The organism is Erwinia tracheiphila (assembly GCF_021365465.1).
GTDB lineage: Bacteria > Pseudomonadota > Gammaproteobacteria > Enterobacterales > Enterobacteriaceae > Erwinia > Erwinia tracheiphila.
This window is the reverse complement of the sequence record NZ_CP089932.1, coordinates 4,430,071-4,443,050: the sequence shown is the minus strand read 5'-3', so window position 1 is coordinate 4,443,050 and position 12,980 is coordinate 4,430,071. Positions and strand designations below refer to the sequence as shown.

General features: G+C 52.6%; 13 protein-coding genes. 5 read left to right on the top strand and 8 right to left on the bottom strand.

The features are described 5' to 3' along the window. Positions 1–57: 57 nt before the first annotated feature. Positions 58–755 (bottom strand): IS1 family transposase gene (locus LU633_RS22925; protein ID WP_233485074.1). Its coding sequence is split into 2 segments (ribosomal slippage): positions 58–494 and positions 494–755, totalling 699 coding nucleotides; the frame shifts between segments, so codons are not numbered across the junction. Between the two features lie 638 nt (positions 756–1,393). Between LU633_RS22925 and copM the strand changes: the two genes are divergently transcribed. Together copM and LU633_RS22915 are read left to right on the top strand one after the other, a co-directional pair. After that, complete coding sequence (gene copM / locus LU633_RS22920; protein WP_016192824.1) at positions 1,394–1,753, top strand: CopM family metallochaperone; 360 nt, start codon at positions 1,394–1,396, stop codon at positions 1,751–1,753. Between the two features lie 92 nt (positions 1,754–1,845). Continuing rightward, complete coding sequence (locus LU633_RS22915) at positions 1,846–2,040, top strand: hypothetical protein (protein ID WP_016192823.1); 195 nt, start codon at positions 1,846–1,848, stop codon at positions 2,038–2,040. A gap of 70 nt (positions 2,041–2,110) precedes the next feature. On the opposite strand, the gene LU633_RS22910 is transcribed toward LU633_RS22915, so the two are convergent. The 5 genes from LU633_RS22910 to LU633_RS22890 are packed head-to-tail and all read right to left on the bottom strand — an operon-like array spanning position 2,111 to position 7,081. Then, positions 2,111–2,776, bottom strand: coding sequence for an ABC transporter ATP-binding protein (locus tag LU633_RS22910; RefSeq protein ID WP_016192822.1), 666 nt, complete (start codon positions 2,774–2,776; stop codon positions 2,111–2,113). Beyond that, the gene (locus tag LU633_RS22905; RefSeq protein ID WP_046372092.1) at positions 2,769–3,647 is read right to left on the bottom strand and encodes an ABC transporter ATP-binding protein; all 879 of its coding nucleotides are present in this window, start codon (positions 3,645–3,647) and stop codon (positions 2,769–2,771) included. Before LU633_RS22905 ends, LU633_RS22910 begins: the two co-directional genes overlap by 8 nt. Next, positions 3,607–4,464, bottom strand: a complete 858-nt coding sequence (locus LU633_RS22900) for an ABC transporter permease (RefSeq protein WP_016192820.1) — start codon at positions 4,462–4,464, stop codon at positions 3,607–3,609. Before LU633_RS22900 ends, LU633_RS22905 begins: the two co-directional genes overlap by 41 nt. Beyond that, on the bottom strand, positions 4,461–5,513 hold the full coding sequence (locus tag LU633_RS22895; RefSeq protein WP_016192819.1) for an ABC transporter permease: 1,053 nt from the start codon (positions 5,511–5,513) through the stop codon (positions 4,461–4,463). Before LU633_RS22895 ends, LU633_RS22900 begins: the two co-directional genes overlap by 4 nt. Next, on the bottom strand, positions 5,513–7,081 hold the full coding sequence (locus tag LU633_RS22890; RefSeq protein WP_016192818.1) for an ABC transporter substrate-binding protein: 1,569 nt from the start codon (positions 7,079–7,081) through the stop codon (positions 5,513–5,515). Before LU633_RS22890 ends, LU633_RS22895 begins: the two co-directional genes overlap by 1 nt. Before the next feature lie 315 nt (positions 7,082–7,396). On the opposite strand from LU633_RS22890, the gene LU633_RS22885 reads away from it, so the two are divergent. Further along, the gene (locus LU633_RS22885; RefSeq protein WP_016192817.1) at positions 7,397–7,687 is read left to right on the top strand and encodes an I78 family peptidase inhibitor; all 291 of its coding nucleotides are present in this window, start codon (positions 7,397–7,399) and stop codon (positions 7,685–7,687) included. 567 nt (positions 7,688–8,254) lie between these two features. On the opposite strand, the gene LU633_RS22880 is transcribed toward LU633_RS22885, so the two are convergent. Then, positions 8,255–8,926 (bottom strand): MarC family NAAT transporter, encoded by a 672-nt coding sequence (locus LU633_RS22880; protein ID WP_016192816.1) that lies wholly within the window; start codon positions 8,924–8,926, stop codon positions 8,255–8,257. Positions 8,927–9,255: 329 nt separating this feature from the next. Between LU633_RS22880 and cspE the strand changes: the two genes are divergently transcribed. Together cspE and LU633_RS22870 are read left to right on the top strand one after the other, a co-directional pair. Next, on the top strand, positions 9,256–9,468 hold the full coding sequence (cspE, locus tag LU633_RS22875; protein ID WP_012442280.1) for a transcription antiterminator/RNA stability regulator CspE: 213 nt from the start codon (positions 9,256–9,258) through the stop codon (positions 9,466–9,468). A gap of 70 nt (positions 9,469–9,538) precedes the next feature. Then, positions 9,539–9,751 (top strand): hypothetical protein, encoded by a 213-nt coding sequence (locus tag LU633_RS22870; RefSeq protein ID WP_016192815.1) that lies wholly within the window; start codon positions 9,539–9,541, stop codon positions 9,749–9,751. Between the two features lie 81 nt (positions 9,752–9,832). On the opposite strand, the gene LU633_RS22865 is transcribed toward LU633_RS22870, so the two are convergent. Further along, entirely contained in the window at positions 9,833–12,907 is a 3,075-nt protein-coding gene (locus LU633_RS22865; RefSeq protein ID WP_016192814.1) for a beta-galactosidase, read from the bottom strand. Between the last annotated feature and the right edge of the window lie 73 nt (positions 12,908–12,980).

The following is a 12,980-nucleotide window of genomic DNA, read 5'->3' as shown; positions in this document are numbered from 1 at the left end:
TTATTCTTCTTCGGCCTGCACTGAAAAAGAGAGCAGAAATAGAGTCGTGACGCAGATTTATTGATAATGATGAAGAGTAAGATACCAACCGATGATCTTATCGTGCATTTCCTCTGACTTCGAAAAGCAAATTGTTCTGCGGGTCAGTCGTTTGATATGTGTGCGAAGATTAAGATTATGTCGTTCTGTCCGTTGGGTATATTTCTTGCTCACCACGTGGCCTGTTGCACTTAACAGAACTTTATAAACCGGCCAGGCATCCGTCATATAAAAGGCAATGTTAAATTTGCTTAACAGGGCCGGCAATCGTCGCAGGGTCGGGGCATTTCTCGGGCCGAAGACGTGGGCCAGAGCACGTTTGCGGATACGGTCATAAGCATAGAACAACCACCGGGGATTGCTTTTACACCGCACGTAAGACCATTGTTCACCGGCTTCACAGCAGATAACAACCTCCGTTTCGGGGTCGATATTCTCAGCTACCTGCTTTGGCGAATTTTTTTTAAGTGCCGCAGAACCGTATTGAGGCTGATACCGAGAACCCGTGCGGTATCGCGACATCCGGAACCATTCATGGCCATATTAACAATGGTCTGGTGTGTGTCTGGTTTGGCACCGGAGTAGCTAAAATTGAGCTGAAAGGTCTTTGAACAATGCTTGCAGATGTAACGTTGGGCACCGGGTGCTGAATGTCCGTTACATCGTACAGCATGAGTTTCATTGCACTGAGGGCAGACGACATCAACTTTAGCCATATGTTACATCCAAAGCGCAAAGCATACGTGATCAGCAAGTCTGCGTCACGACCCTTTTTTGGGCTCCAATATTTAACATGTCCTTTTTTAGTTAATCCAATAACATTATGGTTCAAATAGTGCGTATCCATTCTAACCGAGAAAAATAATCGCATATTTAATGCCATCAATGCACCCGATTTTTAAGGCTGGCAACCCATTTATGCAGACGATACGCCTCTGCCCTTATCTGCTCAGATTCGTTCTCCGCCTCCATCAGGTCAACCTTCCGCATCGAACAGTTCCAGCCGCTTACCCTTCAGCGCGTGTGCCGGCAGGTTAACAACATGACCATTAGCAATATAGAAATCCTTTCCCGATCAATAACCACGGCAGGATAAGATCAGCCCGTTCTTATATAAGAATTGAGTTGATAATTATTTATTATCAACCGATTGCCTCCTTCAGCCGGTTTTTTGAGATCGCCAGTTTGTACTAATAGTATCTGACCGGGCTGAACGGGTATAAAGCTTCCGACTCCAGCTCCCTTTGCGGGTATTGTTCTCACGCGGCTCACGCACCAGACGTAAGGATTTCTTGACCTTTACCCTGCAGGAAGGCGCAGGATGCCCCTTTACTTGTAACGATATGAGGTCGCGATGAAAAAGTTTTTGACGGGTGTATGTGCTTTGTTGATTACAGGCGTTACCGCTCAGGCGGCAGAAAAAACGGATATGGTGATGGAACACAATAATGCCGCCACGCCTTCACAAAAAAGCTATCAGGCAGGTATGGACAACATGCATCACGATATGATGGCCGCTTTACAAGCGCGTGACCCGGATGTTGCTTTTGCCCTGGGGATGACGGCTCATCACCAGGGAGCAATCGACATGGCGAAAACGGAGTTGAAATACGGTAAGGATCCTGAAATGCGGGCGCTGGCAGAGGCCATTATTAAAGCCCAGCAGCCTGAAATTGATCGGATGCAGAACTGGCTGAAGCAGCAGAAAAAATAAGGTAACGTAAGCAATAAGGAGAAACGCAAAATTCTCCCCGGAAATAAGGAAGTTGTTAAAATTAGTACTTACCCTTTTTCATGGAAGCCATTATGACATCAGAAATTGCACACCCATCAAGTAGCCCAAAGCAGGCCGCGCTACAACTGGTTATCGAGCTGGTTCGGGCAGATAAACTCAGCCCGTCCCAGGGAGACGCGTCTAATATGATCTCTGTTTATGAGCAGTTCAAAGCGCATTTTGAGGCTGATAAACAGAAAAAATCTGCTGATTCTGCTATTTCCTGATTCATTCATTGCAGAATGACCAGACTGCTTTCGGTCTGGTCATTTTCCATTTGCCCGGGCGCTTAAGGGTTCAGCCGACAATGTACCCGCTCTCCATTCGCACCGTATGATCGCACATATGATCGATAACATCCGGGTCATGACTGACCAGTACCATCGTCAGGTTATCTTCTTGTTTCAGCCAGTTCAGCAGGTTGAGAATTTCCGCCTGAACCGACATGTCCAGTGCGGAGGTCGGTTCATCCAGCAGAAGAATTTTCGGTTCCAGCAGCAGCGCGCGAACAATTGCCACGCGTTGCCGCTGCCCGCCTGAAAGCTGATGTGGGAAGCGATCCGCCAGCGCAGGATCGAGACCAGCGTGGCGAAAACCGCTGTCAATTCGTTCATTAATATTTTCCACCTTGAGCAACTTGAGCGGTTCTGCCAGTGTTCGCCGCAGCCGATGCCGTGGGTGCAGGGATGCGTAGGGGTCCTGGAACACCATTTGTACACTGCGTCTTAGCACGCCGGTAAATGGTCTGCCAGCTGCCACAGAGTGTCCAGCGAGGGTCATGCTGCCCTGCCAGTTGAGATTCAGTCCGGCCATTACCCACAGCAACGACGATTTTCCACAGCCGGAAGGGCCTACCAGCCCGAAACACTCACCGGTCGCTACGTCCAGCGAAATATCATGGACCACGGTACGCTGCTCGTAGCCCTGACGGTGCGCTACGCTTAACTTTTGCAACTCAATCATGTTTACAATTTTTCTCCAGCGCGGCGCGATCCAGCACCGGTAGCGGCTGACCATGCGTGGCTTTGCCCGGACGGCAGGACCACAGCGTGCGGGTATAAGGATGGGTGGCCTGCGGCAGTTCACTGGCGGGAAGCCGATCCCAAATCTCACCCTGATACATCACCATCACCCGCTCACAATGCTCTGAGACCTGCTGTAAATCATGACTGATCAGCAGTAGTCCCATATTTCGCTGTTCCACCAGCCGGCGAATCAACGCCAGTACCTGGTCGCGTACGGCGTGATCGAGCGCGGAGGTCGGTTCATCAGCGATAAGACATTGCGGATCGGCAATCAGCGCAATAGCCAGCATTACCCTTTGCCCCATACCGCCGGAAAGCTGGTGCGGATAGCGCTGCATCAACTCAGCGGGGTGGGGCAGGCCGACCGCGTCCAGCATAGTGCAGACTTTTTCTTTGATCTCCGCACGGCTGAAGTTTCCATGTAGCCTGAGTGGCTCTGCCACCTGCCAGCCAATGGTGCGCATCGGATTCAGGGCATATTTCGGGTCCTGCATCACCATTGCCAGCTGGCTTCCACGAAGTCTGCTCCAGCGGCGTTCATTTAGCGTTAAGGCGTTTTCACCGGTAATATTCAGCACGTCAGCCTGCAAATGTAGCGACGGAGAAAGCAGGCCCATCAGACTGCGGGCGGTAAGGGACTTGCCCGAACCAGACTCTCCCACCAAGGCCACCCGTTCACGTCCCATCCCAAAGCTGATATTGTTTACCAGAACAACACCCGTCGGGCTGGTAATTGTCAGATTTTTCACCGCGATTAAAGGCGTATTGTCAGTTGGCATTTCGGCTGTCAAGTCGGTCACGCAGGCCATCGCCCGTCAGGTTAAAAGCCAGGTTGGCAAACAAAATGGCACCACCCGGTGCCGCCGCCACCCACCACTGATCGAAAATCACTTTACTGCCTTCAGCCACCATGGAGCCCCACTCGGCGGTGGGGGGTTGCACCCCCATTCCAAGGAACCCCAGCCCGGCGGCCGACAGAATAATACCGCCAAGGCTGAGAGCCGCACGTACCACGGCGCTGGGCAGACACAGCGGTAAAATATGGCCACACATCAGACGCAGGCCGTTAATGCCGTGCATGCGCGCGGCGGCAAGATAATCACTGCGACGCAGCGCCAGCGTTTCGGCTCTTGCCTGACGCGCAAACGGTGGCCAGTTGGTTAAGGCCAGCGCCAGCGCACCGTTCAGCAGCCCCGGCCCCAGTATCGCCACCAGCGCCAGCGCAATAACCAGATTGCGCAGTGACAGGAAAGTATCTGTCAGACGCATCAGCAGCCGTTCCGTCCAGCCACCCAGGTAACCAGCGCAAATGCCGATCAGCAAACCGACCGGAATGGTCAACACCAGAATCAGCGATACCAGCAGCAGGGTTGGGCGTGCACCGTAGATCACTCGGGAAAGCAGATCGCGGCCAAAACCATCCGTTCCCAGCCAGTGCGCTGACGAAGGCGGCAACAAACGGGCCGACATCATCTGTGCGTTGGGATCGAAAGAAGTTAACAGCGGTGCCAGCAGCGCGCTCAGGACCAAGATCGCCACCAGCGTGCCGCCGATGGTTAGCGATGTCACGCGCACATGGCGTCGCAGCGGTGTAACAAATTCAATATCAGAAAAGTGTTGTGTCATCGGGTCCTCGCATCGGTGAGCCAGGTTAACGCATCTGCCAGCGCATTCAGGCTAATAAAACAGCTGCCAATCAGCAGGGTGGAACCAAGAATAGCGGGCGTATCGGCAGCAAATAACGCGTTGGTCATATAGCGTCCCACACCGGGCCAGGCAAAAACCGTTTCGGTAAGCACGGAGCCTTCGAGCAGTGAGGTATAAGAGAGTGCCAGCACGGTAATCAGTGTGCCGCGAACATTCGGCAGAACGTGCAGCAGCAGGATCCGGCCGCGACCGGCGCCTTTGGCTCGGGCCAGCGTGACATATTCTTTACTGCTTTCCTCCAGCAGCGCGGCGCGTAGCAGGCGGGTGATTGCGGCCATTGACAGTAAGCCAAGCACCACCACGGGCAACCATAAATGGGCGATGGCGTTACGAAACATCTCCGGGTCGCCGGAGAGCCAGCTATCAACCAGCACCAGCCCGGTTTTCGGTTCCAGTGTATAAATCCAGATATCGTCAAGCCGCCCCGGGCCGGCGGACCAGTGCAGCACCGCATAAAACAGCAGCAGGCCGAGCAATCCCAGCCAGAACACCGGGACAGAGTAGCCCAACAGGGAGATAAACCTGGCCAGACTATCCACCAGGCTACCGGGTTTCCAGGCGGCCAGCAGCGCCAGCAGAATGCCAAAGGATGCGCCGAAAAACATTGCGCAGGTGGACAGCTCAAAGGTCGCCGGAAAGGTGCGCAGCAAATCACTGGCAACCGGCTGATTGGTCAGGCGGGAAATGCCGAGGTCGCCCTGGGCAAGGTGGCTGAGGTAGTACCAGAACTGCATCGGCAAAGGCCGGTCCAGCCCCAGTTCCTGACGCGTCTGGGCATAGGTCGATTCACTGGCATGATCGCCGACAATTTGCAGCACCGGGTCGACTGGTGACAGATGAGACAGTATAAACGTAAATGCCAGCAGGCCCAGCAGCGTTACCGCCAGCGACAGCAAACCGGTGGCTATCTGCCAGCCGCGCAACCAGAACAGCCGGGCGGGCCCGGCCTCAGCAGCAACGACGGCCATTACTTGCTGACCTGGCTGTAATAAACCATATCCGGGTTGATCCCCTGGATGTACCCTTTCAGATTAGTGCGCAGGGCCAGCAGATTGCGTGCCTGCAAGCCCACCACGTACGGTGAGTTTTGCTGCACTTCACGCTGTAGCGCTTCGTACAGTTTGATGCGCTTCGCCTTATCACTTTCTGCCGTCGCGGCCAGCGTTTGTTTATTTAACTCAGGAATGTGCCAGTTGGAACGCCAGGCGAGGGTTTTACTACCGTCTTCCGGGTTATAGGCAAAGGCGGCGGCATTGGTGTTGGGATCGAAATAATCCGCGCCCCAGGAATTCAGCGTTGCTTCATAATGGTGTGCTTTTACCGACGTGGCCACTTCGCTGCTGATGCCGGGAATTAACTCAACTTTAATTCCGCCTTTGGCAAAACTGGCCTGGAGCGCCTGAGCAATATCAAGATAAGGTGGTTGATTGCTAACGCTTAACTTAAAGCTGACGTTCTTCAGTCCGGCTTTACTGAGGATTGCTTTAGCTTTCTCGGGATCAAAGGTGAACGGATTGTCATTCAGCGCACCGAGGAAGCCCTGCGGCAGGAATGACTGATGAACCTTAAACTGTCCTTTGAGCAGGTCGTCCGCAATACCGTGGTAATCAAAAAGATAGCGAGAGGCTTCCCACAGCGCCGGGTTTTTCAGCACGGGATTGGCATCGATATTGAACTGGAGATAATAAAGTGAGGCCATCGGCACGGCCAGCGGCGTCACATCCTTTTTGCCTTTCAGCGCGGCAATCTGGTCGGCACCGAGGTTACGGGCAATATCCGCGTCGCCCTGTTCGAGCAGCAGGCGGCGGGCGGCCGGTTCCGGCACATTTTTAATCAACACATTTTTAAGCTTAGGTGCACCTGCTGGCGAAGCAGGATTCGCAGAAAGCAATACCACTTCATGGGGAATGTATTTACGGATCTGGTATGGACCACTTCCGGCAGAGTGTGTGGCCAGCCACTTATTACCAAAATCGCCTTTCTGCGTGTTTGCCGTAGCGGTTTTCTCATCGACAATGGATGATACCGGCGCGGCCAGCAGGCTCAGTACGTAGGTTGGGCTGACGTTGGCTGTCCAGCTAACCTGCACATGGGTGTCATCCACTTTCTTTATCTGTGCATCAACATTATCTTTAGTCCAGCCAAGCTGGGTCAGAATAAATGACGGATCGAGATTCAGTTTTACGACGCGACTCAGAGAGAAAATCACGTCCTCCGGGCGGAGCAGATTACCAGAAGCAAATTTCGCACCGTCGCGCAGTGTAAACGTCAGGCTGCGGTTATCACTGCCGGGCTGCCAGGATGAGGCCAGGGTTGGCTTGAGGTTGGTCGGGTTTTCCGGGTCAGACTGGACCAGACGTTGATAAAGGTTAGTAAAAGCCTGAACGGACGTCAGTTCAAAACCTTCTGCCGGATCAAAACTACTGGCATCATCGATCGACTGAGCAATCACCAGGGTATCGGGTGGTGTCACGGCATGCGCTGAGAATGAACCCGCGAGCGCCACGGCAATCATTGATGGAACGACAATTTTCATGACGTTTTTTTACCTTTTTAGTGTTTTCACGAGTTTAAATGAGCCAGCCGCCAGATAAATAGTAGATTATTCGCTATCAATATGTAAAAAGCTTATAAGAAAATCGTATTGGTTATAAACCCTTAACAGTGGTGAGGGGGATATGGAAAACCTTATCGCCCGTTCAATGTGCCATGCTGTTGCTTTACACTTTGCATAACCCAACAGGCGCTATATGCAACGCCCCGTGCCAGATAAGAACAGAGCGATAATCTGTACGGTATTTTTAAGTCGGGCGAGGTCGTTCATATAGCCAGAATGGTAAGGAGAGAAACGATGAATCAGAAAAAAAGATTAACGGTGGCTGCCCTGTTATTTATGCTATCTGGCTGCCGGTCAGACCATCATAAGAACCCGGCGCACATTGATCCTGAAATGGACCGCTGTGGTGCATCAGAATATCAGCATTACGTGGGGCAGCCATTGTCGGCTATCGACCGCATGAAATTTTCTCATCCAACCAGAGCAATCCCTTATCGTTCAGCGGTGACCATGGATTTTAATCTTAACCGTCTGAATTTCCTCGCAGACAGCCACGACAGCATCATTCGTGTTTACTGTGGATAGGCGCATGCTTTGCCCACGACCAGAATAACCCTTACATCCCATGGTAATGTTGCAGAATACGGGGTTCAGGGAGCCGTCTCCTGCAAAAGCTGACCCGGTAAATTGCGGTAGCCCTGCAATAGCGCTGCATCCATTTCTTTTTCCAACCGGGCGCAATTACCCGGGCGAGCATGGCCTTATTGGTGGCGGGCTTACCGCAGCGCATCAGCTTATTCATAACGGCCGTGTTTGCCCAGTGGCTGACCATTGGGTATGGCGTGAAAATGCTGACGGTCAGGTCTGCCAGAACAGCAAACCACTATGTTGCCTAGAAAACGCACAGGCGGTTTTTTTGCTTTAGATGGTGAAAGGGAAAATGACAGTAACCGTGAGAAACTTTTATTGTATGCCTGCCGCACGAGGCTTCCCTCGCGAAGGCCGAGGCTACGGCAACGGACTAAATAACTGCGTGCAATCGTGTTCCACTTGTGCTGGACAGGCGTAGGGGCTGTTTTCTCACCTGCCTGCGCTGCATCGCGCCGTCCCTGTCTTGCATGCCACAGCGCTGTCAACGGGAGAGGAAGCGGTTTAGTGCCCGGGCCAGGTGGTGATAACCTCTGAAACGCCGTTGATAATAAACTGTACCCCCATACAGACCAGCAAAAAGCCCATCAGGCGTGAAATTGCCTCGATCCCGCCTTTACCAACCAGACGCATGATGGCACCGGAACTCCGCAGCGAAAGCCACAGAATGATGCCGATTGTAAGAAAGGTTAGCACCGGCGCGACGGTTATCACCCAGGAGGGAAATTGCTTACTGTTGTGGATAGTGGAAGCGGCACTGATGATCATCGCAATGGTGCCAGGTCCTGCCGTGCCGGGCATCGCCAGCGGAACGAAAGCAATGTTCACCGTGCGGTGCTCGTTCAGTTCGTCAAGCTTATGCTTCGCCTCAACAGAATGCCCGGCCTGCTGATCGGGAAAAAGCATGCGAAAACCAATAAAGGCCACAATCAGTCCACCTGCAATGCGCAGCCCGGGAATGGAAACCCCGAAGGTGTTCATGACCGCATTTCCTGCATAAAAAGCCACTGTCATGATGATAAAAACATAGACCGAAGCTTGGGTCGACTGACGATTGCGCTCGGCATAGTTCATATCTCCGGCAAGGCCCAGGAAAAGTGCGACTGTGGTCAGTGGATTTGCCAGAGGGAGCAGCACGACCAGACCCAGCCCTACAGCCTGAAACAGTTTAAGCATGATTTTTCTCCTTTTGATATCGATGTTGCGCAAAGCGCACATTATGTTGGTGAATCGATCTTCACTTCTTAAACCTGATCATAATAAATTAACGCGTATTTTCTGTTTTTTGTATGTGGGGCTTGTACTGTGGCCTCGGTTATGAGTAAATGCACCATCGGTTTTGAAACAGACAGCGTATGCGAGCAGTTTTAATAAAGCAGTTTTCAGTTTAAGCGTTATCTTTGATATCTCTTCTTCGTGACTTCCTTCTTAAGTGCCTCATAAGTACGGCCTGTTGACAAACCTCCATGCCCGTTGCGGCCCAATACTTTATGAAGGAAAAAGACATGTCTAACAAAATGACTGGTTTAGTAAAATGGTTCAACGCTGAGAAAGGTTTCGGCTTCATCTCCCCAACTGACGGCAGCAAAGACGTTTTCGTACACTTTTCTGCTATTCAGAATGGCGGTTTCAAAACACTGGAAGAAGGTCAGAAAGTTGAATTTACTATCGAAAATGGCCAGAAAGGCCCTGCAGCAGCGAACGTTACTGCACTGTAAGACAGAGAGTTTGCTGCAGCCAGATAGCGACGTCGAGTGAATAAAAACGGCCCCTAAGGGGCCGTTTTTATTGCTAACGAAAAAATGCCCTGTAGGCGTGGTTATCAACCGTGTTATCTTTACTTTAAATCTGGCTGCACAGGTGTTTTTCGAGGTTTTGAGTGCGCTTTATGGGGTGTTATTAACGCCACCTTCAATGAAAGCGGCCTTTATTGCTGGTTTCCGTGAACTCACTGTGGGCATGGAGACATGGCTTTGGCATTACGGGTTATCCCGTGGCTAAATAATGGCCGGGTTACATCCAATTCAATGGCCAGATACGCAGCACGAAAAACGGGCCTGAGTCTCTGCTCAGGCCGACTGTTTATGTTGCGGTAAAAGTTACTGCATAGTCATAACGCGCATTATTCAGCAGAAATTCCGGGCTGACGCTGGGGCTCCAGGAATCATCACCGCCAATGCCCATATGATGACCATCCAGACTCAACCAGCAGCCTTCTTCCGGCCTGAGCAGGTGACGGTGACTGGCGTCACGCAGTTGCTCCATGCTGTATCTGCTCAGGGAAAAATGGAAATCGCCGGTAACGGTGATTGCACCAAAGGTTAAGGCTTTGGTTCCGCCCCGCAGACCGTTCTCGCAGGGAAAGACATATGGCGTATGCAGATCATCAAGTGGAAGTGACCAGCGCGAAAACTGGGCGGCATGACAGCGATCAGGATAGTTTTCATGCGGTCCCAGCCCAAGCCAGCTTGCCATGCCATCATGCTGATTAAGCTGGCAGCATAATCCAATTCTTGCCGGAGCGGGCTGTTCTGCTGCGCGCGTCACGTTAACCTGAATATTCATTTCGCCGTGGCTATTAAAACGGTACTGCTTGTGGCTGATAAAGCACAGCGTGCCGTCATGGTGCCACGCGTGTACGGTGGTCAACTGCACGCTGTTACTCAGTTGATCGTAATACAGCTCAGTCAGTTCGCTGTTTAACGCATTAAAACCTGCGCGCTGCCAGCGTGCTACCCAGGCATTAGGGTCAACCTTCGTCACTTCGCTAATGCCGATGTCATTGTCAACCGGGGCGCGAACGAAAGCGTCGCGCAAGGGTGAAAGTAGCAATGCTTTATCCTGCTGTAGCCACTGTGTCAGCTCACCACTTTTACGACAGAAGTGCCAGCTTTGCTGTTGATGCCTGATAGTTATTTCTGTCTCGTCCACAATAAGTGCTGGCTTTGGGTTGTCGTGGAAGAGAGAAGGACGTTGCAACAGGGCAGGGAGTCGCCACTGGTTCCAGGCGACGCGATGCCCGGCGTCTGACCATGCCGTAGCCCGTGGCTGAGTGACCGCGACGCACAGCCAAAGCTCGCCATCCCGCAGGGGCAATTCGCCCAGTTCCACGGTTATTGCGCCCTCTGGCACCAGTGTCAGCGGCTGACTGCCCGCCGATATCACCAGACCATTGTGCTCAATTCGCCATTCAAGCTGCTCGTTGTCCGTCGCCCGGAACAAATATTCGCTGCGAATGACAAGGCGTAATGGGCTGCTGCTTTCCAGAGAAAACTGGAAAAACTGTTGCGCCCACTGTGCTTCGAACAGGGAAGGATGGGGTGTACGATCAGCAAAGACCAGCCCGTTCATACAGAACTGACGATCGTTAGGCTTATCGCCAAAATCGCCGCCATAAGCTTGCCACGGCTGACCGTTCTGGTCGTAGCGGGTCAGGCTTTGATCCACCCAATCCCAGACGAAGCCGCCCTGCAAGCGCGGAAACGCACGAAAAGCCTGCCAGTATTTGGCAAAGCCGCCTAGGCTGTTGCCCATGGCATGCGCATATTCACACAGGATCAGTGGCCGAGTTTCTTCAGGCAGGCCGATCCATTTTTTAATGGCCCATTTCGGCACTGCCTCAAAAGGCTGATCCTGATCGACTCTGGCATACATCGGGCAAATAATATCGGTGGCGGCGGTGTCGGCACCGCCCCCTTCATACTGCACCGGGCGACTTTTATCGCTGCTTTTAACCCAGGCATAAAGGGCATCGTGGGTGCTGCCGTGGCCCGATTCATTACCCAGCGACCAGATAATAATGCAGGGGTGGTTGCGGTCCCGCTGCACCATGCGTGTGAACCGCTCGCTGAACGCATTAAACCAGAGTGGATCGTCCGACAGGCGATTCATCGGCTCCATGCCGTGGGTTTCGATGTTTGCCTCATCAACAACATACAACCCAAAACGGTCGCACAGGCGATACCACAAAGGATGAGCAGGGTAATGAGAGCAGCGTACTGCATTAAAGTTATGCTGCTTCATCAACATGATATCGCGGATCATGGTTGCCTCATCCATCACCTGACCGTTCTCAGGATGATGTTCATGGCGATTAGTGCCACGGATCAGCAGTGGTTTGCCGTTTAACTTCAGCAACCCCTGATGGATTTCGACCTTGCGAAAGCCGACATCAAAGGCTTCGGTTTCCATGCGGTGTCCCGTTGCATCAAACAATGTCACTGTAGCCCGATAGAGATGCGGGGTCTCTGCACTCCACAGCTCCGGCTGATGGACCGTCAGGTTAAGGTTTGTACGGTCGCGATAATTGCCGCGCTCATCGACGATCTGACTGCAAAGCGACTGGCGATGCCGTGCTATACAGCGCGTCCGCTGCCAGAGTATGACTTCAACCTGGCATGCCTCAGCATCAGGTTGTGAACAGATCGCCAGCACCTGAAGGCGGCCAGTATGATATTCCGCGCTGAGATGCGTCTCAATCTGTACATCGCGTAAATGCAGCCTGGGCTTTTGCAGCAGGCTGACGTCGCGAAAAATACCGCTCATTCGCCACATATCCTGGTCTTCAAGATAGCTGCCATCGCTCCAGCGAAGCACCAGCACCGCCAGGCGATTTGATCCGTCACGCAACGCTGGCGTCAGATCAAATTCAGCTGGTAATCGGCTGTCCTGAGAGTAGCCAATAAATTCGCCATTACACCAGAGATAAAAAGCCGAGTTGACGCCATCGAACTGAATGTAAGTCAGCAGCTGGTTTTTGTCGTGCGTGAAATTCAGCGAGTAGCATCCGGTAGGATTCATTTCCGGGACACAGGGGGGATTAACCGGGATGGGGTACTGAACATTGGTGTAAATCGGGGCATCGAAGCCCGCCAGCTGCCAGTTCCCAGGTACTGGCAGCCGCTGTGCACCGGGAAGGTCCTGGCGCAGCCAGCTTTCCGGAACCTCTTCAGGCCGGTTGAAATAGCTGAATGTCCATTCGCCGTTAAGCAGCAGTCGGTTGCCGCTATCGGGGCGTTCATCCCTTGCATTTTCTTCATGGCGGTAGCTCAAGAAGGGCGGGTGTGCGGGCAGGCGGTTAATATGGGTGACCACCGGGTTTTCCCAATCGCGACGACCTAACTGCTGTTGCAGGCTTAAAACAGGAGAATGACGCATTTGCAGGTTCTCTGAAATATTATCGGCTCACATTGGCCTGAAACCTGTCAGCTGTAAAGCAGATAATCACCAC

Coding starts and splice junctions, on each gene's coding strand:
- LU633_RS22880 (WP_016192816.1), bottom strand. CDS start 8,926: ATGCTTAAACTGTTTCAGGCTGTAGGGCTGGGTCTGGTCGTGCTGCTC.
- cspE (WP_012442280.1), top strand. CDS start 9,256: ATGTCTAACAAAATGACTGGTTTAGTAAAATGGTTCAACGCTGAGAAA.
- LU633_RS22910 (WP_016192822.1), bottom strand. CDS start 2,776: ATGATTGAGTTGCAAAAGTTAAGCGTAGCGCACCGTCAGGGCTACGAG.
- LU633_RS22865 (WP_016192814.1), bottom strand. CDS start 12,907: ATGCGTCATTCTCCTGTTTTAAGCCTGCAACAGCAGTTAGGTCGTCGC.
- LU633_RS22895 (WP_016192819.1), bottom strand. CDS start 5,513: ATGGCCGTCGTTGCTGCTGAGGCCGGGCCCGCCCGGCTGTTCTGGTTG.
- LU633_RS22915 (WP_016192823.1), top strand. CDS start 1,846: ATGACATCAGAAATTGCACACCCATCAAGTAGCCCAAAGCAGGCCGCG.
- LU633_RS22905 (WP_046372092.1), bottom strand. CDS start 3,647: ATGGCCTGCGTGACCGACTTGACAGCCGAAATGCCAACTGACAATACG.
- copM (WP_016192824.1), top strand. CDS start 1,394: ATGAAAAAGTTTTTGACGGGTGTATGTGCTTTGTTGATTACAGGCGTT.
- LU633_RS22890 (WP_016192818.1), bottom strand. CDS start 7,081: ATGAAAATTGTCGTTCCATCAATGATTGCCGTGGCGCTCGCGGGTTCA.
- LU633_RS22885 (WP_016192817.1), top strand. CDS start 7,397: ATGAATCAGAAAAAAAGATTAACGGTGGCTGCCCTGTTATTTATGCTA.
- LU633_RS22900 (WP_016192820.1), bottom strand. CDS start 4,464: ATGACACAACACTTTTCTGATATTGAATTTGTTACACCGCTGCGACGC.